This is a genomic window from Maribacter huludaoensis (assembly GCF_029350945.1).
GTDB classification, from domain to species: Bacteria; Bacteroidota; Bacteroidia; order Flavobacteriales; family Flavobacteriaceae; genus Maribacter; species Maribacter huludaoensis.
This window is the reverse complement of the sequence record NZ_JARKMS010000009.1, coordinates 24,431-43,562: the sequence shown is the minus strand read 5'-3', so window position 1 is coordinate 43,562 and position 19,132 is coordinate 24,431. Positions and strand designations below refer to the sequence as shown.

19 protein-coding genes are annotated in these 19,132 nt (G+C 37.5%); 9 read left to right on the top strand and 10 right to left on the bottom strand.

The annotated features are described in order from the left end of the window. Positions 1–26: 26 nt before the first annotated feature. Positions 27–1,268 carry a type IX secretion system plug protein gene (locus PXC01_RS18130; protein WP_276473688.1) on the bottom strand — a complete coding sequence of 414 codons (1,242 nt, stop codon included), beginning with the start codon at positions 1,266–1,268 and terminating at the stop codon, positions 27–29. 153 nt (positions 1,269–1,421) lie between these two features. On the opposite strand from PXC01_RS18130, the gene PXC01_RS18125 reads away from it, so the two are divergent. The 8 genes from PXC01_RS18125 to PXC01_RS18090 all read left to right on the top strand — a co-directional run bounded on the left by PXC01_RS18125 (position 1,422) and on the right by PXC01_RS18090 (position 8,997). After that, positions 1,422–2,771 carry a Na(+)-translocating NADH-quinone reductase subunit A gene (locus tag PXC01_RS18125; RefSeq protein WP_276473687.1) on the top strand — a complete coding sequence of 450 codons (1,350 nt, stop codon included), beginning with the start codon at positions 1,422–1,424 and terminating at the stop codon, positions 2,769–2,771. 3 nt (positions 2,772–2,774) lie between these two features. Continuing rightward, positions 2,775–4,055, top strand: a complete 1,281-nt coding sequence (locus PXC01_RS18120) for an NADH:ubiquinone reductase (Na(+)-transporting) subunit B (RefSeq protein ID WP_276473686.1) — start codon at positions 2,775–2,777, stop codon at positions 4,053–4,055. Between the two features lie 2 nt (positions 4,056–4,057). Further along, complete coding sequence (locus PXC01_RS18115; RefSeq protein ID WP_276473685.1) at positions 4,058–4,810, top strand: Na(+)-translocating NADH-quinone reductase subunit C; 753 nt, start codon at positions 4,058–4,060, stop codon at positions 4,808–4,810. A 1-nt stretch (position 4,811) separates the two neighbouring features. Next, entirely contained in the window at positions 4,812–5,459 is a 648-nt protein-coding gene (locus PXC01_RS18110) for an NADH:ubiquinone reductase (Na(+)-transporting) subunit D (protein ID WP_036156129.1), read from the top strand. A 20-nt stretch (positions 5,460–5,479) separates the two neighbouring features. Continuing rightward, complete coding sequence (gene nqrE, locus PXC01_RS18105) at positions 5,480–6,241, top strand: NADH:ubiquinone reductase (Na(+)-transporting) subunit E (RefSeq protein ID WP_276473684.1); 762 nt, start codon at positions 5,480–5,482, stop codon at positions 6,239–6,241. Positions 6,242–6,243: 2 nt separating this feature from the next. Continuing rightward, entirely contained in the window at positions 6,244–7,551 is a 1,308-nt protein-coding gene (gene nqrF, locus PXC01_RS18100; RefSeq protein ID WP_276473683.1) for an NADH:ubiquinone reductase (Na(+)-transporting) subunit F, read from the top strand. Between the two features lie 73 nt (positions 7,552–7,624). Beyond that, positions 7,625–7,987, top strand: coding sequence for a Na(+)-translocating NADH-quinone reductase subunit F (locus tag PXC01_RS18095; protein WP_276473682.1), 363 nt, complete (start codon positions 7,625–7,627; stop codon positions 7,985–7,987). Continuing rightward, on the top strand, positions 7,984–8,997 hold the full coding sequence (locus PXC01_RS18090; protein WP_276473681.1) for an FAD:protein FMN transferase: 1,014 nt from the start codon (positions 7,984–7,986) through the stop codon (positions 8,995–8,997). Before PXC01_RS18095 ends, PXC01_RS18090 begins: the two co-directional genes overlap by 4 nt. On the opposite strand, the gene PXC01_RS18085 is transcribed toward PXC01_RS18090, so the two are convergent. Genes PXC01_RS18085 through gpmI form a run of 3 tightly spaced genes read right to left on the bottom strand, consistent with a single transcriptional unit; the run spans position 8,998 to position 12,140 of the window. Next, a complete protein-coding gene (locus PXC01_RS18085) occupies positions 8,998–9,762 on the bottom strand; it encodes a class I SAM-dependent methyltransferase (RefSeq protein ID WP_276473680.1) in 765 nt (254 codons plus the stop codon). A gap of 9 nt (positions 9,763–9,771) precedes the next feature. Then, a complete protein-coding gene (map, locus tag PXC01_RS18080; protein ID WP_276473679.1) occupies positions 9,772–10,596 on the bottom strand; it encodes a type I methionyl aminopeptidase in 825 nt (274 codons plus the stop codon). A gap of 26 nt (positions 10,597–10,622) precedes the next feature. Then, entirely contained in the window at positions 10,623–12,140 is a 1,518-nt protein-coding gene (gene gpmI, locus PXC01_RS18075; protein WP_276473678.1) for a 2,3-bisphosphoglycerate-independent phosphoglycerate mutase, read from the bottom strand. A gap of 224 nt (positions 12,141–12,364) precedes the next feature. Between gpmI and PXC01_RS18070 the strand changes: the two genes are divergently transcribed. Further along, positions 12,365–12,757 (top strand): ankyrin repeat domain-containing protein, encoded by a 393-nt coding sequence (locus tag PXC01_RS18070; RefSeq protein WP_276473677.1) that lies wholly within the window; start codon positions 12,365–12,367, stop codon positions 12,755–12,757. A 108-nt stretch (positions 12,758–12,865) separates the two neighbouring features. On the opposite strand, the gene PXC01_RS18425 is transcribed toward PXC01_RS18070, so the two are convergent. The 6 genes from PXC01_RS18425 to PXC01_RS18045 all read right to left on the bottom strand — a co-directional run. Next, complete coding sequence (locus PXC01_RS18425) at positions 12,866–13,033, bottom strand: DUF6747 family protein (RefSeq protein WP_338089481.1); 168 nt, start codon at positions 13,031–13,033, stop codon at positions 12,866–12,868. Between the two features lie 136 nt (positions 13,034–13,169). Beyond that, positions 13,170–13,940: a M48 family metalloprotease gene (locus tag PXC01_RS18065; RefSeq protein WP_276473676.1), complete on the bottom strand. Its 771-nt coding sequence runs from the start codon at positions 13,938–13,940 to the stop codon at positions 13,170–13,172. A 39-nt stretch (positions 13,941–13,979) separates the two neighbouring features. Next, the gene (locus PXC01_RS18060; RefSeq protein WP_276473675.1) at positions 13,980–14,714 is read right to left on the bottom strand and encodes a M15 family metallopeptidase; all 735 of its coding nucleotides are present in this window, start codon (positions 14,712–14,714) and stop codon (positions 13,980–13,982) included. Between the two features lie 129 nt (positions 14,715–14,843). Next, entirely contained in the window at positions 14,844–16,016 is a 1,173-nt protein-coding gene (locus PXC01_RS18055; RefSeq protein WP_276473674.1) for a T9SS type B sorting domain-containing protein, read from the bottom strand. Positions 16,017–16,021: 5 nt separating this feature from the next. Continuing rightward, a complete protein-coding gene (locus tag PXC01_RS18050) occupies positions 16,022–17,182 on the bottom strand; it encodes a hypothetical protein (protein WP_276473673.1) in 1,161 nt (386 codons plus the stop codon). 3 nt (positions 17,183–17,185) lie between these two features. Beyond that, on the bottom strand, positions 17,186–19,132 hold a 1,947-nt coding region (locus tag PXC01_RS18045), incomplete at its 5' end, for a hypothetical protein (protein WP_276473672.1).

Here is a 19,132-nt window from a genome sequence, read left to right as displayed (position 1 = left end):
AAACAATGAAAAACGTAAATATACATTTAGTTAGTGATATTTCTAGAATTGGCAGAGCCAATACCTATAATACTATCGTACATATCTCCAAAGTTGCGGTAATATACTAATACCAAATAATTATTTTCGGTAAAATGGAAGTTGCCTCCAACATCGTTTAATTTAGTTTTTTCACCGCTTTTAACAGCATATTTATAATTGTAAAATCCTTGTTTCATTTTTAATGTAGCTTCTAACATGCCGTTTTTTTCGTTGTAGACCATTTTGTTTTCCTCTGTTAGTGCGTAATTGTTGAATTTGCCAAATATATATACATCATCAAGTGCTATGAATTCAGTGTAGGGTAAGCTAAAGTGGACTTTGGTGTATTCAGCTTCTCTAGATGCATTGTCGCCCTGCAATGTTCTAATTACAAAGTCTCCGTTGATATCGGGGAAATAAGTGTAAGGTTTGTCATTTCTAAAATCGTCAGAGAACAGGTAATGATTATATAGGTCCGTAAGGTCAATGCTTGAAATTTGTGAACTTGGGGCTCTAAGGTCGCTGGTGTCGAACAGTAAAAATTCATTTCCGCCGTAAAAAGCTGTCTCTTGGTCATATTTATACACCAGCTCATTGCCTATGGTGTATTGGGGCGGTACATTGGTTATTACACTTGGCCAGTAATGATTTTGCAAAATGGCAACTTTAACTTCTTTTTTAGGGTTGATCAATCTTAATGAATTGGAGGTAATGCTGAATTGTACTACTTGTTTTTCATTGATGAAGTTGAAGTCTCTGGAGCGCTTTACTTCAGTGGCGACCGATACGATGTCTTTATAAACAACAAATCTTCGTGAAAACTGTAGTTCATTGTAGCTGTTGTATATTTCTATTAAATAATTGCCGCTTACTTTTAACCTAACGTTATCGTTGGGTATCGTTAATTGATAGTTGGAATAAGATTGAAGGGTGCTATAACTATTTTTATAGTCGGTTATACGTTGGTTGTCTACGCCATCTATATATTGGGACTTTAAAAGCGATGATGGAGTCCAGTCGTAATCACAATGCACTATTTTGTAATAGTAGTCTTGTTCATTGGCTAAAATATCATCAAACTCCAGGTATAAAGGTTCTCCAATCTTAATTACGGGAAATTGATCTTCCGTTGGTCCTTTGAATATGATAGACTTTATGTTTTCTGGAGAATTAAGCTCAACTTGAACTTGGGCAACTAAATTTTGTAAAAATAATAGACAAATAAAATGTTTGAAGAAAATGCGCATTATACCCAGTTTTTTAGAGGTAAAGGTAAACAAAAAGGATGCCTAAAAAATATAGCTCGTTCTAATGTCTAATTTATGGGACAATAATTATGAAAACGAACTTTTTGTACTTAAATTTGCTCAAATTTTGATAACCTAAAGGTCTAAACGCACATGTCAAAAGACATTCGAATAAAGAAAGGGCTCGACATTAAATTGGTGGGCGCCGCAGAACAGACTACTTCAAAAGCTGTTTTAAGTAATGTTTACGCAATACAGTTAAGTGATTTTCACGGAATTACTCCTAAAATGATGGTAAAACAAGGTGCCGAAGTAAAAGCGGGAGAGCCTTTGTTTTATAACAAGAACATGGAAAGCATGCTTTTTGTTTCTCCGGTAAGTGGTGAGCTTATAGAGATCGAAAGGGGAGATAGAAGACGTATTTTGACCTTAAAGATATTAGCGGATAAAACTCAGGAGCAGTTTTTGGGTACGGCAGTAGATGTTGAGAACGCTTCTAAGGAGGAATTAAAGGCTGTTTTGTTGAAAAGTGGCTGTTGGCCATTTATTAAGCAAAGACCTTATGATGTAATTGCCAATCCAGATACCAATCCTAAATCTATCTTTATTTCGGGGTATTCAAGCGGTCCTTTACAGGCAGATTTGGATTATGTGTTGCAGGGAAAGGAGAAAGAGTTGCAAGCGGCAATTACGGCACTAGGAAAGTTAACGCCCGGTAAGGTTCATGTGTCGGTAGGTTCTGGTAAGTCGCCTTTATCTTCTATGAAAGGGGTTGAGTTGCACAATGTTTCTGGTCCGCATCCTGCAGGTTTGGTAGGTACACAGATCAACCAATTAGATCCTATTAATAAAGGTGAATTGGTTTGGACGGTAACTCCACAAGATTTGATCATTATCGGTGAATATCTTTTGACGGGCAAGTTCAATGCGGAGCGCACTGTGGCTTTGGCTGGTTCTTCTGTAAAGGCGCCTAAGTATTATACGACCAAAATAGGGTCTGAAATTTCAACATTCTTGTACGCTAGTGGTGTAAATGAAGAAAATTTTAGAGTTATAAATGGTGATGTGCTTACAGGTTCTAAAAGTAAGCCTGATGGTTATTTGGGTTTTTATAATAATACGGTAACGGTTATTCCAGAAGGGGACGATTATGAATTGTTCGGGTGGAACAAACCGGTTTTCAATAAAATATCTGCAACAAGGGCGTTGACGTTTTCTTGGATGCAGCCAAATAAGAAATACGATTTAGATACCAATACCAATGGTGAGCATAGAGCTTTTGTGGTAACGGGACAGTATGAAAAAGTTTTTCCAATGGATATTTTTCCAATGCAGCTTTTAAAGGCATGTATGGTTAAGGATTTGGATGAGATGGAGCAATTAGGTTTGTATGAAGTGGCTCCAGAAGATTTTTCGTTAACTGAGTTTATATGTATTTCTAAACAACCGCACCAAAAAATCATTCGTGAGGGGTTAGATTTATTGCAAAAAGAAATAGGATAAGAAATGAGTTTAAAAAGCAAATTACACGAACTTAAACTGAAGTATCAGGGTAAGAAAATGGCTCCTGCCTTTAATGCCTTTCATACTTTTTTGTTTTCGCCAGATGAGACTACTCATGCAGGTGGTACACATGTTAAATCTGCAGATGATTTAAAGCGTACGATGAATACTGTGATCATGGCATTGATACCAGTGTTAATATTTTCAATGTTCAATGCAGGTTATCAGCATTATTCTGCAATCAATGGTTTCCCGGCAGATTTTTCGTTGATGAACGATTTTCTTACTTGGAATAATTTTTGGATAGGTATTATAAAAGTGTTGCCACTAGTGGTAGTTTCTTATGCTGTTGGTCTTATTGTAGAATTTATTTTTGCAGTAATAAAAGGTCATGAGGTAGAAGAAGGTTATTTGGTTACGGGAATGTTGGTTCCTTTAATTGTGCCTATTGATACGCCGCTTTGGATGTTGGCTGTAGCTGTTGTTTTCGGTGTTGTGATCGGTAAAGAGGTTTTTGGTGGAACAGGAATGAATATTCTTAATCCGGCTTTAACAATAAGAGCATTTTTGTTTTTTGCTTATCCAACTTGGATGAGTGGAGATAAAGTTTGGGTTTATGGTGCACGGGAACGTTCAGAAGAAATTCTTGCAGGTGCTAATGTTGACGCAATATCTGGTGAAACCATTTTAGGTTATTTGGCTCAGAATAAAGGAGCTGAGATGACATATTCGGTGTCGGATATGTTCTTCGGATTTATTCCTGGTTCTGTTGGTGAAACATCTGCTTTCCTGATTTTATTAGGAGGTTTGTTTTTGATATTCACAAAAATCGCTAGCTGGAGAATAATGGTAAGTGCTGTAATCGGTTCGTTGGTTATGGGCTTAATATTCAATCAAGTTGTCGAATTTGGTTGGGTGGCAGAATCCAGTAAGTTTTATGGTTTAATGAGTTTTGATTTCTGGAAACATTTAATTGTTGGGGGTCTTGCCTTTGGTATTGTTTACATGGCAACAGATCCTGTAACCGGTTCACAGACCAATAAAGGGAAATGGTACTACGGTTTTTTTATTGGGTTTATCTCTGTAATGATCCGTGTATTCAACCCGGCTTACCCAGAAGGGGTGTTTTTGGCAATTTTGTTGATGAATGTATTTGCGCCAACAATAGACCATTATGTTGTAAGGGGTAATATTAAGAAAAGAATGAACAGATTAAAAAATGCTACTATCTATCCAAAAGATTCAGATGGTAAAGCAGAGGAACTTAAAGCTGAAACAGTTTAATTATGGCTAGTAAAACAGATAGTAACGTTTATACAGTAGTTTTTGCTGCTGTTATGGTTGTGGTAGTGGGGTCTATTCTTGCTTTTTTGGCTTCATTTTTAAGTCCTAATATTAAAGAGAATGAACGTTTTGAAAAACAACAGAACATTCTTTACGCAATGGGAGTCAATGAGAATGGAGATGACACGGGTAGTGTAAATTTTATTCCTACAAATAAAGTAGAGGATGAGTTTGCAAGTTATATCAAAGAGCAACTGGTAATTCAAGGTGATAAGATCACTGAGGATAATGAAGCTTATTTGATCGATCTTAAAAAACAATTAGCTGCAATGAAAAAGGGCGAGGATTACAAACTGCCTGTATTTATTGGAGAGAAAGATGGTGATAAGTTTTATATAGTTCCTATGTACGGTAAAGGGCTTTGGGATGCTATTTGGGGTTTTATTGCTTTAGATGATACCATGACAGTGCAAGGGGTATATTTTGATCACAAAGGTGAAACGCCAGGATTAGGAGCCAACATTAAAATGCGTTATTTCATGGACGATTTTAAAGGAGAGACTATACTTAACGGTACTCAATATGCTGGTATATCCGTAGCAAAGGGTAATAACGACCCATTGAATAAAACAAAAGATGATAATGAAGTAGATGCCTTGGCCGGTGCTACTATTACCGGTAACGGTGTTTCTGCTATGATCAGCGAAACTGTTAAGTTATATAAACCTTATTTAGAAACAATTAGAGCAAAGTAATATGGCACTACTATCAAAAAAAGATACAAATCTTATTACAGATCCGTTAGCGGATAACAACCCTATTACTATTCAGGTACTAGGTATCTGTTCGGCATTGGCAATTACGGCAGAATTAAAAGCATCATTGGTAATGGCTATTTCTGTAATGTTCGTATTGGGCGCGGGTAATGTGGTTATCTCATTAATGAGAAACATTATACCTTCAAAAATTAGAATTATTGTTCAACTAATTGTAGTTGCTACATTGGTAATTATAGTAGATCAAGTATTAAAGGCATTTGCTTATGAATTAAGTAAAACTTTGGCGGTATTTGTTGGTCTTATTATTACAAACTGTATTATTATGGGACGTTTTGAGGCATTTGCATTGGCAAACGGTCCATGGCGTTCCTTTTTGGATGGTATTGGTAACTCATTAGGTTACGGTGTTATTCTGATCATCGTAGGTTTCTTTAGGGAGCTTTTAGGTTCCGGTACATTGTTCGGTATTCCGGTTTTAGGAGATCCAATTGAAAAAACAGGACTGTACGCTACAGGTTATGAGAATAATGGTTTTATGATTATACCACCGGCAGCGTTAATAGTTGTAGGTATTATTATTTGGGTACAACGATCAAGAAACCCTGCGCTTGTAGAAGAAAATTAAACGACTTTTAAGTAGAAATTATGTTAGAACATGTAGAATTATTTTTTAAGTCCATCTTTATCGATAACATGGTATTTGCCGTGTTCTTAGGGATGTGTTCTTATTTGGCGGTATCCAAAAAAGTGGCTACAGCAGTTGGTTTAGGTGCAGCGGTTATATTTGTGTTGGCGGTTACCGTTCCAATGAACTGGTTATTGGATAAGTATTTGTTACAGGATGGAGCCTTAGTTTGGTTAGGACCTGAATATGCAGATTACAACCTTAGCTTTTTATCGTTTATCCTTTTCATTGCAACCATTGCAACAATGGTACAACTGGTTGAGATTGTAGTTGAGAAATTCTCACCTTCTTTATATAACTCTCTAGGTATATTCTTACCGTTGATTGCTGTAAACTGTGCAATACTTGGTGGGTCGTTATTTATGCAAGCAAGAGAGATAGAAACTTTTGGTTTGGCATTTAACTACGGAGTGAGTTCTGGAATTGGATGGTTCTTGGCAATTTTGGCAATTGCTGCTATTCGTGAAAAAATTAGATATAGCAATGTTCCTGCACCTTTAAGAGGTTTGGGTATTACATTTATCATTACCGGTCTAATGGGTATTGGTTTTCAAAGCTTTGGAGGTATGTTGACAGGTGGTGGTGAAGAAACGGAAGAGGCTAATGAGCAAGTAATCAAAGTTGACCAACCTGAAATGGTTGTACCTGTTAAAGAAGTAGTAGTAGATAAGAACGAAGAAATTGACGAAAAAGTGATTTCTTATAACGACGTAAACAAATAGATATGATTTTAGCTGCAAGTACTGGCGGAACAATACTGATAACCGTTGTCGCATTTCTAATACTGTTGATGGTATTAGTGGCATTACTTCTGTTTACCAAACAAAAACTTTCTCCATCAGGTCCTGTGACCATTATTATAAACGGGGAGAAGAAAATTGAAGTTGCATCAGGTGGATCATTATTGTCTACTTTAGGTAACCAAAAAGTATTTTTACCATCTGCCTGTGGTGGTGGTGGAACATGCATTCAATGTGAGTGTCATGTACTTTCTGGTGGAGGTGAGGCCTTACCTACTGAAACTCCTCACTTTTCTAAAAAAGAATTAAACCATGGTGCACGTTTGGCCTGTCAGGTTAAGGTAAAGCAAGACATGGAAATTACCATCCCAGAAGAGGTGTTCGGTATTAAGAAATGGCCTGCAAAAGTGGTTCGTAATTACAACGTTGCTTCTTTTATTAAGGAATTTGTAGTTGAAATTCCTGAAGATATGGGCTATAAAGCTGGTGGTTATATTCAAATTGAGATTCCTGAGTGTGAAGTTAAGTATGCTGATATAGATATTACCGCTCACCCAGAAGAACATGAAACTCCAGATAAATTTCAAGCTGAGTGGGATAAGTTCAACCTTTGGCCTTTAGTGATGAAGAATCCAGAAACGGTTGAGAGAGCTTATTCAATGGCATCTTTCCCAGCTGAGGGTAGAGAAATTATGTTGAACGTACGTATTGCTACTCCGCCATGGGATCGCGCTAAGAACGGTTGGATGGATGTTAACCCTGGTGTTGCGTCATCTTATATCTTTAACTTGAAGCCTGGTGATGATTGTACAATTTCTGGTCCTTACGGTGAATTCTTCATCAATGAGTCAGATTCAGAAATGTTGTACGTAGGTGGTGGTGCAGGTATGGCGCCAATGCGTTCTCACTTATATCACCTGTTCAAAACATTAAAGACCGATAGAAAAGTAACTTACTGGTACGGTGGTCGTTCTAAAAGAGAACTTTTCTACTTAGATCATTTCTATAAGTTGGAAGAAGAGTTTCCAAATTTCAAATTCTACTTGGCATTATCAGAACCATTAGAAGAAGATAATTGGAAAGTAAAAGAGAATATAGATGCACCTGGTGATGGTTTCGTAGGTTTCATACACAATTGTGTAATTGATAACTACTTAAGTATTCATGAGTCTCCAGAAGATATTGAACTTTATTTCTGTGGACCACCGTTAATGAACAAAGCTGTTCAGAAAATGGGTGAAGATTTCGGAATTCCAGATGAACATATACGTTTTGATGACTTTGGAGGATAAGAGATAAGTTGTTGAAATAGAATAAATTAACCGGTATGTAATGTATCGGTTTTTTTTATAATTTTATTTAGATATGCACGTATTAACAGAACAGGAGCTTCACAATTTGGCAATGAATATTGTAGGGAAGCAGTTAGAAGAAGCAGGGTTTGAATTTTTGGCGGTCAATAGTGAATTGCGTAAAAATCCGCAGTTTGTTTGTACCAAGGATAAGAAGATGCGTTTCATTGTGGTTAAGGCAATTGAATATCCAGGTGATCCCAAGGATTTAGATTTCTTTATGTCAGATTTAAAGAAAATGAAAGACCACGCCCTTAAGTTTGAGGCAACTACATTTTATGCAGGTGTGGGCTTAGTAAATGCCGCTGACCATAATTTACCGGTGTATTTAGATGAGGAGTATATTGTTGATTATGATGGTTTGGTAGAAATATGAAAAAGTACTTGTTAATAATTGGTTTGCTGGCTGTTGGGTTGCAGTCATGTAAATTCGGCAATGATAGTTTTGTCCGTAATGATAATGTTGGTGGAGCCTTAGGTACTTCATATAGTATTATATCCTTTACGGAGAATAAATCCGACTTACAACCAGAAATTGATTCGGTATTTGCGGTCATTAACCAATCGTTATCTACATATATACCTCAATCGGACATATCAAAGATAAATAGTGGTGACAACACGGTAGTAGTAGATACAATGTTCAAGGAGGTTTTAGAACTTTCAAAAGTTATTCATAAAAAGACGGATGGATATTTTGATCCTACAGTGGGGACTTTGGTAAATGCTTGGGGATTTGGACCAGAGCAAAAAATAACTATGGATAGTTTAAAGGTTGATAGCCTTTTGAATTATGTTGGTCTTGACAAGGTTTCCTTGAATGTCAATAATCAAATAGTAAAAACCGATAGTCGTATCTATTTAGATTTTAATTCAATTGCCAAAGGTTATGCTATAGATAGGCTGGCTGCCATGTTAGATGCTAAGGGAATTCAACACTATTTAATAGAGGTTGGTGGTGAACTTGTAGGGAAGGGTAAAAACGTGCTTAAAAATAAATCTTGGGTAGTAGGTATTGATGATCCTGAAACAGATATAAGTAGGGCTACCAAAATCTTAATTAATTTAAACGACAAGGCATTGGCTTCGTCAGGAAATTACCGTAAATATAGGGTAGATGAGGCAACTGGTAAAAAATATGTTCATACCGTAAATCCTAAAACCGGTTACACGCAATTATCCAATACACTAGGCGTAACCATTTTGGCGGATAATTGTGCTACGGCAGACGGTTATGCTACCGCTTTCATGGCAATGGACCTAGATGAGGTGTTTAAGGTAATCAATGAGGATAAAAGCTTAGAGGCCTATATTGTTTATGTGGATGGCAATGGTGATACCCAAGAATACATGACACAAGGGTTTAAATCATTGGTAGTAAAATAATTATTTCTTCACTAATGGAATGATTTCACCAGGAGCTAGTCGGTACCTATCTATTTCTTCTTGGCTTAAAAGTTTTGTAAAATCTATTTCTTCGACCGTGAAACCAATAGTTCTCAATTTATTGAAATAGTCTCTGCCATAAATACGAACATGGTCATACTGACCAAAAATCTTTGCACGTTCTACTTTGTCGGTTATAGAATCGTCTTCAAAGGTATTTTCCCTATTTAAGTCTTGTGGTATTTGAAAAATGCCCCATCCGCCTGGTTTTAAAATTCTATATAATTCAGACATCGCTTTGGTATCATCAGGAATGTGTTCTAATACATGATTGCATAGAATTACATCAAACTTATTATCTGCAAAAGGTAAATTGCAAATATCCGCTTTAACGTCCGCTAAAGGAGAATTTAAGTCTGTTGTTACGTAATTAAGGTTCTTTAATTTTCTAAATCTTTTATAGAAGGCTTGTTCCGGTGCAAAATGCAATACGTGTAAATGGGCACTAAAAAAATCCGTTTCTTTTTTTAAAAACATCCATAACAATCGATGTCTTTCTAAAGATAGGGTAGAAGGGGATAGCACATTTTCCCGCGGGTTTTCATAGCCATATGGTAGAAAACTTCTAAAGGTATTGCTGTCAATAGGGTCTTCATAAGTGCTGCCACGGTAATACATCTTAAAAAATGGTTTTACCAAATAGCTCAGTGAAATTAATACCGGTCTAGGAACAAGGTTGAGAAAAAATTTAAAAATTTTTTTCATGCTTGTTTACTAGCTCTTTACTTTAGAAGTAGTAAACTCATCTTCTTCGTCACTTTCAATACCTAAAGCTTCGTAAATGTATTTAAAAGTTGATAATAGCTCAGGTTTTCCATTTACAATAGCAACATCATGCTCAAAATGGGCGCTAGGTTGACCGTCGGCGGTAAGTATTGTCCATCCGTCTTTAAGCTGTTTAATATTCTTAGTACCCATATTGGTCATAGGCTCAATAGCTACCGTCATACCTTCTACAAATTTTTTGCCTCTTCCACGTCTACCATAATTTGGCATTTCGGGACCTTCGTGCATTTTTCTTCCCAAGCCATGACCAACCAATTCACGTACCACTCCGTAGCCATGGTCTTCCGTAAATTTTTGAATAGCATAACCTACATCACCAACACGGTTGCCTACTTTAAATTCACGAATACCAATGTAGAGTGATTTTTTAGTAACCTCAAGTAGTTTTTTTACCTCGGGGCTAACTTCGCCTACTTCAAAGGTGTATGCATGATCACCGTAGAATTCGTTTTTTAAAGCACCGCAATCTATTGAAATGATATCGCCTTCTTTCAATGGTGTATTATTTGGAATACCATGTACCACTTGCGCATTAGGGCTCATGCATAACGAGTTTGGAAAATCATATAAACCTAAAAAGCCAGGTACCGCACCATGATCGCGAATAAAAGTTTCTGCCAAAGCATCTAACTGAAGAGTCGTAACACCTGGTTTAACTTCTGCGGCGATCATTCCCAAGGTCTTGGAAACGATCAAAGCGCTTTCTCGCATTAATTCAATCTCTTCAGCTGTTTTTATTTTAATCGTGCTCATTGTTTGCTAATGGGTTGGTTTAATAATTATACCAAAGAATTTTGGGTCATAAATGTCGATTTTTCAACACCCATTAATTTTAATATCGTTGGTGCAATATCACCTAATACACCATCTTTGATTTGATGAATATCTTTATCCACCAAAATTAATGGTACAGGGTTGGTGGTATGTGCCGTGTTAGGTGAGCCATCTTCGTTGATCATGGTCTCACAGTTACCGTGATCCGCAATTACGATTACGGAGAAATCTTTTTCTATAGCTGCGGTAATAACGTCTTTTGCGCATTCGTCAACAGTTTCACAAGCCTTGATCGCAGCATTCATGTCACCGGTATGACCAACCATATCTGGATTTGCAAAGTTCAAACAAATAAAATCTACATCTCCTTTTTTGATTTCAGGGATGATTTTATCCCTAATCTCAAATGCACTCATTTCTGGTTGCAGATCGTATGTAGCCACTTTTGGAGACGGACATAATATACGCGATTCTCCTTCAAAAGGAACTTCTCTTCCGCCATTGAAAAAGAAAGTAACGTGTGGATACTTTTCTGTTTCGGCAATTCTTATTTGCTTTTTACCCGCATTGGATAAAACCTCACCTAGCGTTTCAACGATGTTGTCCTTATTGTAAACAACATGAACATTGTTGTAAGATTCATCATAATTGGTAAGGGTAACATAATAAAGATCAAGTTTGTGCATATTCTGTTCATGCATATCTACTTGACTTAGCACTTGGGTCAATTCTCTACCACGGTCAGTTCTAAAGTTAAAGAAGATAACCACATCGCCTTCCTTTACGGAAGCAACAGGAGTGCCGTCCGTATTGGTCATTACGATAGGTTTAATAAACTCATCTGTAATATCGTCATCATAGCTTTTCTGGATTGTTTTACCGATATCGGTAGATTTTTCACCTTCGGCATTTACAATTACATCGTAAGCTTCTTTAACGCGTTCCCATCTTTTGTCGCGGTCCATGGCGTAATATCTACCAATAACCGTTGCCAATTTTGTGTTTTTATCAGAACCGTATGCTACAATGTCTTCTAGAAAGCCTTTTCCACTTTTTGGGTCTACGTCTCTACCATCGGTAAATGCATGTAGATACATATTGTTTACACCGGATTCTTTTCCGGCAGCTATTAAACCCTTAATATGGTTTGTATGGCTGTGTACACCACCATCGCTTAACAAGCCTAAAAAATGAACATCTTTGTTGTTTTTCTTCGCGTAGTCAAAAGCACTTTTTAAGACCGGTTCTGAACTTAAGGTGTTTTCGTTGACCGCCTTATTTATTTTGGCAAGATCTTGATAAACTATTCTGCCCGCTCCCAAGTTCATATGACCTACCTCACTGTTACCCATTTGGCCTTCTGGCAAACCAACATTCATTCCGTCTGTCAACAAATTGGAATTGGCATATTTGGTATATAAACTATCTATAAAAGGAGTATTGGCTTTATCTACTGCAGATACTTCTGGATCTGGGGATTTGCCCCAACCATCTAATATCATTAAGATTACTTTTTTGTTCATCTTTATTAGGTTTTAAGGCTACAAAAATACTATGATCTATTAAGTTAAGCTACTACATTACCTACCTTTTTTGTAAAGCTGGAGTAACACAACAAATTTGTAGTCTGTGTTAAGATTTGTTTGTTAAAGTTTAGTTATAACAATGTTAAAGGCTGAAACAATTTGTGTAGACGAGCGTCTTTTATATGTACGTTATTGTACTTCATCAATTAAAATCAATCATCATGAAAAAAGTAATTCTAACATTATCCTTGGTAGCACTTACCATGGGGTCAACAATTTTGGCAGCGGACAAAACTGCCAATGCTACAGATTTTAACACGGAACTTGTAAAAAGGGTAGACATCAGTTCATTTTGTAAAGCGGTTATTAAGGGCGATTTAGAAACCGTAAGTCGTTTAATAGATTTGGGTGAAGATGTAAATCAGAAATCATTGGGAATGACGCCGGCCATGTTTGCCGCACGTTACAATAAAGTTGAAGTTTTACAGATTTTAATCTCTAACGGGGCAGATTTAAAGATGCAGAGTAGTCAAGGTTATACTGCAAAAAGATATGCTGAGTTGTCTAACGCAACTGAAGCTCTTGAATTAATAGAAATTGCAACCGGAAGTTAGTTCAATACACATATGTTAAAAATAAAGGCTCTTTGATCATTCAAGGAGCCTTTTTTAATACTACGGAATTCTACTTCAAATAGTGTTCAGGTAAAAGAGTAAAATGCGTTAAAAATCAAATCCATTTGCTGCTCTGACAACAAACGCATACAGTGCCGAAAATATCATTAAGGCACAAAATACTGAGTAGACTTTTAAAAATGTAACCAATACCAATGGTCTACAGTTCTCAAACGCCTGCACGTATAAGTTTCTGAAATGTGTAATTGTTCCCATTATAGTGTTCTTCTATGATTAAAACATAGCTATAAAGGCAATCCATAAATGGCAAAATAAGCTTGGGACTTCATCAAATGTAATCAATTATAATTACTGAAGAAGTTCGTCTAGGCCAACGGTACAATAAATCCGATTAACCTTGGTTTTTGTACTTATCTATAGCTTCTCTAATTTTTTCAATTCTATTTTCAGGATCTGGGTGAGTGCTTTGAAATTCAGGAGTACGATTAGGTCCGCCAGCGGCTTTTAAAATTTCCATCACTTTTATCATTTCGTATGGGTCATAGCCAGATTGAATCATAAACAATACGCCTAGTTCATCACTTTCCAACTCATCTTCCCTACCATTTTTTAATAATGTGTTTTGACCTATACTTCCTAAAATACTGCCCATGTCTCCTACACCTACCGTTGCTCCCATAGTGGCGGTCTGCCATGTTTGGCTGTCGGCAATTCTCTCTGCGGAATGTCTGCCGATCACATGTCCAATTTCATGTCCAAGTACCCCGGCAAGTTGTGCTTCGTTGAGTTGGGAGAATAATGCGTACGTTATAAAACATTGTCCTCCTGGCAAGGCAAAAGCATTTATGGTCTGGTCATCTGCCAATAAATGAAAATCATATTGATACGGAGTTTCTCTAGCAATACTGTTCTCAACTAATTTATTACCTACAGATTCAACAAAAGACTGTAGGCGTTGATCAGGATAGAGTCCGCCATGCTGCTGCGCCATTTCCGGGGCACTTTGTAAACCAATGGCAATTTCTTGATCGGCTGACATGGTAATATGTTGCGAACGGCCTGTGTAAGGGTTCTCTTCCGTATTGCTACATTTTTGTATGAATGCAAAAGCAACAATGGCCAAACCTATGAATATTCTAATTTTCCAACTTCCTCTTCTCATGGTAATATAGTATGGTACAGGTTCTAATGTACGAAATGCTTACAATAAATTTCTATTGATATCTAATATATTGTTTTGAATGTACGATTTTAAAAAGCCCATTGTAAAATTTTCGGCACCATAGAAATCTTCACGTATAAGTATAGATGCAATATTTTTACTCCTAAATTGCTCTAACATTGGTATTGATAAAGGTGCGTAGCTATAATGCCATGGCTCATATTTAAAACCTCTTCTTTTTGGTTCGTTCGTGTAAACAAGAAAGAAACCATATGTTTCGGAATTTTCGTCCATCCAGTTTTTAAAATCTACATATGGGCCGTCGCCTTCGTATTTATGGGGTACTAAAACATCGCCATCCACTTTTCTATAACCATCCACCACGTCAATATCAGTCCCCCAGTGGTGTCTGCTTGTTCCTGGTATAGTACTATATTCTATAATTTTATTAATAGCATCTATGGGGTCCATGCCATCATCATCTGTATATTTTAAGAATTTGCGTTCAAAAATGGTCTCTTGTCTGTCGTAACTTCTAAAACTAGAAACTATTTTAAGGTCAATACCATCTTTATAGGCAGCTTTTTTCATTTCAAGAAAAGCATCATGTGCTTCTTTCCGTAGGTTAATATCTTTGCCGTACAACTCAATATCTTGCTTGCCCATCAGTTCTAAAATACTGTACTCGGTTTCTTCTTGAATAAAGAAATTTGGTGCTAGGGCAAGCGCTAAAGCTGCCGAGCTACTTTTATTTATAAATGTTCTTCTCTGCATAATTGTGTATTGTGTTATTCAGTGCAAAAGATTTGCCAAACTATACCAAAAGAGAAAAACTTTTGAAAGTTGTAAATCATGCAATCTAAAGGTAAAAGTAATAAATATTGAGGGGAATTAGATTCAATCTCAATTTTCATTGAAAGTGGTAAGGTGTAGGTATCCCTGGTGTTTGTAATTTAATTCGTTCAAGTGAACAATATAGAAATATATGCCCGATGGCAAACCTATATTTTTAGAAACTACTCCGTTTACGTTGGATAAGCCAGTAAATTCATTGCTGTAGCCACTTTTTGAAAATACCAATCTTCCATAACGATTATAAATTTCTAATTGGTTATTTGGAGAGCCTTCAATACCTTCAATCTCTAAATAGTCATTTATACCGTCACCGTTTGGTGTCATGTAATAGTTATCCAACATAATATTGTCCAGTACTCCCAGAAAGTCGGTTTGTCCTCCAATGGTTATAATTTCATAATCGCTGGGAATGAATTCTTTAGAGGTTACCGAGCCATTGATGAGGTCGCCATTCACATTTGTGTTGCCTAAATCAACCCAAATTTTATCTATAATTCTCCAGCCTACGACTCTAATATCTTTAATATCCGTACCAAAGAGATTGGCATAACTTTCTTGATCCCATGTTAAGGTCACTTTTGATGGTACGGTACTTTCTAAATGCCAAAATTCAAATTCACTGATGACCAATGCTTGGTTCTCTTTAATAAAAGTGCTAAAATTTGTGTTAAAAGCGCTTGGGGTATTAGGGTCTTCGTAATAGTACGCAGATTTTGCATAATCATTTGAACCGATGGATTCTATGGTCAAAGGACGAATTTTGTCAAATTGACCTATAGGAAATGTAAATTCAGATTTTTTACTGATGGCAGCGTAACCATCGATCTTTGTAAAATCAGTTTCTCCATTATAAAAAGAATCGTTTAAAAAATTAATATTTACTTCAGATGTTTCTCTAGGGGTCACTATATCACCTGTAATAAAGTTTGCGTTGTTTTGAACTCCAACAGTATTATAAATGTATAGGTCGTTGTCTACTGCGACCTCAAAATCATAAAATACCGGATTTGACCCACCTGATATTGCCAAGGCCTTGTTGAAAGAATAGAATCCTACCAATCCTTTATTTTGGTTAAATGCACCATTGTTTATAACATCCATATGAAAACCTACCAAACCATTATCATGAATTTGAATATTACCATAATTATGAACGGCGTCTTGTGCTGCAATGGTATTTGCCAGCAATAAAAAGCCAAGTAAGATCTTGAATAATTTCATGATTTTTAATGGGTCATGGTTATGTTTGAAATAGAAGCGTCTACACTGTGAAATGAAGAATCGAAATACAATGGGTTTGTTGCTTTTTTAGAGGAAGAAAATATAACGATATCATTCCTTAAATATGTGACATTGCCCAAACAATCAATATTTATAGAAAGTCTGTCTCCGGCAGAATATCCGCTTACGTAACCCAAACTTGCGCCATTTTCTCTAATCTGAATGTTGCTATTGGTGACCATATACATGGCGTAATCCAAATTAGTGTACGATGCACTGGTATGTGGCGTAGTGCTTAGACCGATCATGACATATTTGTTAGATTGGTCAGCTGTCCAGTCTAAATGTCCACCAATGGTTGGGTCTATAGATTGCGCAGTAGAATATCCTTGAGCGTTCCAGCCGGCTGTTGCTGTCTTTGTTAATTGCATACCGTTATAGTTCATTGATCCTGTCAAGATCATATCTGTAATAGCAATACCATTGGTAGTAAGTGATGAAGCTGCCTGTAGAACAAATCCTCCGGTCAATGTACTGGAACCTGCGTTATTGGTAACTGAAATATCATAATTACCATAACTGGAACCTGATGTAACATTGGCGGTTATTTGCGAAGAACTGTTGATTACCACAGAATTTACCGTTTGTCCCGTAATGGCAACTGTGGAGGAACCATCAAAATAGGCGCCCTGTATAATTACGTTCTTAGTTTCGTTTAATCCAAATTGCGAGCAATTACCTGTACCTGCGTCAGAATTTGAAACAATAGGGGAGTTGCCCGGTACCGTTGGGAAAAAATTTACATCTGGATCAACGCCATTGGAAAAAGTAAAAGACCCATCAGGATTTGTTGTAAAAGTAGGTTTTATGGAAGAAACTATGTAGGGGTCTGCGGTTGTACCCGTGCCGGAAATAGTTACATTTCCGTCAGATATAATTTTTGTTTCATTACCCTCTGGCGTTAGCTTTTGCCAAGCACTGCCTGTAAACTGATACAGAAAACTATCATCTGAATTGTAAATTAACGATCCTTCATGCGGACTAACAATTGCATTGATTTCAGCTAAAGTAGCCGAATGGATTGCTACAAGTTCACCTGCGGTAGGTGCTTGGGAATATCCAAGACCTGTTGCTAAAATGAATAATATGAATACTATTTTTCTCATCTTCTATAAATCTAAAACGGTAAACATAAATTCAGAATCAAACCTTGTACGATCTGTACCACCATTATCGTTATCTCCAATAATGACCTCAAAACTTGTTGCGGTTTGGTTGGAGTAGGAGATGCCAGGGTCGTCGTTACCGGCGCCACCTCTACCAGGTTGTGATAATTGTATAATGTAATCTGCATCGGAAACTGAACCTGCAGGTAGCGTTACTCTATAATAACCCACACTAATTCTTTCAACTGTTACACCTGTGGTTGCTCTAGTAATTGTTCCTGTAGAACTAATTTTGCCTATTGCTTTAACAGGGTTGTAGTTATCTACCCACTCTGTACCTGTTGCTGTTGAGGTAAGTACTTGCCCGGTAGTACCGGCAGAATCATTCTCATCTAATACCGCACCTTCCAATTCTAAGGTTTCGTTTACAATTACAGATGTGTTACCAGAAGTTTCTTCCACTTTTAAAGCCTCAATTGATCCTACTGTAAAAGCGATCTCGTCCGCTGCGGGTCTATACATTCCTGTATTTGTATCATTAGAAAATCTGTATGAGGGTTCATTAGCTGTTCCGTTGGAATTTAATATACCTTGAGAACGCATAGCGCCAGATACTTCTAATTTATTAGATGGTGTGTTCGTTCCAATACCTAAGCTGTTACTACCGTTATCCCAAAATAACTCACTGTTATTTTCTGTTGGCGTTCCGTCAGTATCGGCAAAGAATACTGAACCTGTAGTACCGGTTAATTTATATCCCGAAAGGTCTACCTCGTTCGTACCCGTTGCAGGGTTCGTTAACGTAAGAATGTTAGAATTAGCATCCAAGCTCAGATCGGAAAGTTCGTTCGTAGCAGAGGTATCCTCGTCCGCAAGAATGTGGGCATCCACTTTATTGTCTACCGCTGTGATATCAGCGGATTCTTCAAGAGCGGAAAGGTCAACGGTAACATCGTCACCGCCTTCGATATTAATAGCCAATTCGCTAGTACCGGAAAGTGTAGCGGATTCAAGGTTCTGGTCGTCCGAAGAAACAAATCCCGAAAGGTCTACTTCGTTCGTACCCGTTGCAGGGTTGGTCAAAGTAAGAATGTTGGAAATAGCATCCAAGTTCAGATCCGAAAGTTCGTTCGTAGCAGAGGTATCCTCATCGGCAAGAATGTGATTATCTATTTTAGTGTCCACCGCAGCGATTGCGTTATCGGCATCCAGTTCGTTCTGGTCCACATCGTCCTGAACAGCTGTGATATCAGCGGATTCTTCAAGAGCGGAAAGGTCAACGGTAACGTCGCTACCGCCTTCTATGTTTATAGCCAGTTCGCTGTCACTTGAAAGTGTAGCGGATTCAAGGTTCTGGTCGTCCGAAGAAACAAATCCCGAAAGATCGACTTCGTTCGTACCCGTTGCAGGGTTCGTTAACGTAAGAATGTTAGAATTGGCATCCAGGTTCAAGTCCGAAAGTTCGTTCGTAGCAGAGGTATCCTCGTCCGCAAGAATGTGGGCATCCACTTTATTGTCTACCGCTGTGATATCAGCGGATTCTTCCAAAGCGGAAAGGTCAACGGTAACGTCGCTACCACCTTCTATGTTTATTGCCAGTTCGCTGTCACTTGAAAGTGTAGCCGATTCCAGGTTCTGGTCGTCCGTAGATACAAATCCTGAAAGGTCTACCTCGTTCGTACCCGTTGCAGGGTTGGTCAACGTAAGAATGTTAGAATTGGCATCCAGGTTCAAGTCCGAAAGTTCGTTCGTAGCAGAGGTATCCTCATCGGCAAGAATATGGTCGTCAATTTTGGTGTCTACCGCAGCGATTGCGTTATCGGCATCCAGTTCGTTTTGGTCCACATCGTCCTGAACAGCTGTGATATCAGCGGATTCTTCAAGAGCGGAAAGGTCAACGGTAACATCGTCACCGCCTTCGATATTAATAGCCAGTTCGCTAGTACCGGA

What these genes read in the sequence shown, in the direction of transcription:
- PXC01_RS18130 (WP_276473688.1), bottom strand. Translation starts at nt 1,268, where the DNA reads ATGCGCATTTTCTTCAAACATTTTATTTGTCTATTATTTTTACAAAAT.
- PXC01_RS18125 (WP_276473687.1), top strand. Translation starts at nt 1,422, where the DNA reads ATGTCAAAAGACATTCGAATAAAGAAAGGGCTCGACATTAAATTGGTG.
- PXC01_RS18120 (WP_276473686.1), top strand. Translation starts at nt 2,775, where the DNA reads ATGAGTTTAAAAAGCAAATTACACGAACTTAAACTGAAGTATCAGGGT.
- PXC01_RS18115 (WP_276473685.1), top strand. Translation starts at nt 4,058, where the DNA reads ATGGCTAGTAAAACAGATAGTAACGTTTATACAGTAGTTTTTGCTGCT.
- PXC01_RS18110 (WP_036156129.1), top strand. Translation starts at nt 4,812, where the DNA reads ATGGCACTACTATCAAAAAAAGATACAAATCTTATTACAGATCCGTTA.
- nqrE (WP_276473684.1), top strand. Translation starts at nt 5,480, where the DNA reads ATGTTAGAACATGTAGAATTATTTTTTAAGTCCATCTTTATCGATAAC.
- nqrF (WP_276473683.1), top strand. Translation starts at nt 6,244, where the DNA reads ATGATTTTAGCTGCAAGTACTGGCGGAACAATACTGATAACCGTTGTC.
- PXC01_RS18095 (WP_276473682.1), top strand. Translation starts at nt 7,625, where the DNA reads ATGCACGTATTAACAGAACAGGAGCTTCACAATTTGGCAATGAATATT.
- PXC01_RS18090 (WP_276473681.1), top strand. Translation starts at nt 7,984, where the DNA reads ATGAAAAAGTACTTGTTAATAATTGGTTTGCTGGCTGTTGGGTTGCAG.
- PXC01_RS18085 (WP_276473680.1), bottom strand. Translation starts at nt 9,762, where the DNA reads ATGAAAAAAATTTTTAAATTTTTTCTCAACCTTGTTCCTAGACCGGTA.
- map (WP_276473679.1), bottom strand. Translation starts at nt 10,596, where the DNA reads ATGAGCACGATTAAAATAAAAACAGCTGAAGAGATTGAATTAATGCGA.
- gpmI (WP_276473678.1), bottom strand. Translation starts at nt 12,140, where the DNA reads ATGAACAAAAAAGTAATCTTAATGATATTAGATGGTTGGGGCAAATCC.
- PXC01_RS18070 (WP_276473677.1), top strand. Translation starts at nt 12,365, where the DNA reads ATGAAAAAAGTAATTCTAACATTATCCTTGGTAGCACTTACCATGGGG.
- PXC01_RS18425 (WP_338089481.1), bottom strand. Translation starts at nt 13,033, where the DNA reads ATGGGAACAATTACACATTTCAGAAACTTATACGTGCAGGCGTTTGAG.
- PXC01_RS18065 (WP_276473676.1), bottom strand. Translation starts at nt 13,940, where the DNA reads ATGAGAAGAGGAAGTTGGAAAATTAGAATATTCATAGGTTTGGCCATT.
- PXC01_RS18060 (WP_276473675.1), bottom strand. Translation starts at nt 14,714, where the DNA reads ATGCAGAGAAGAACATTTATAAATAAAAGTAGCTCGGCAGCTTTAGCG.
- PXC01_RS18055 (WP_276473674.1), bottom strand. Translation starts at nt 16,016, where the DNA reads ATGAAATTATTCAAGATCTTACTTGGCTTTTTATTGCTGGCAAATACC.
- PXC01_RS18050 (WP_276473673.1), bottom strand. Translation starts at nt 17,182, where the DNA reads ATGAGAAAAATAGTATTCATATTATTCATTTTAGCAACAGGTCTTGGA.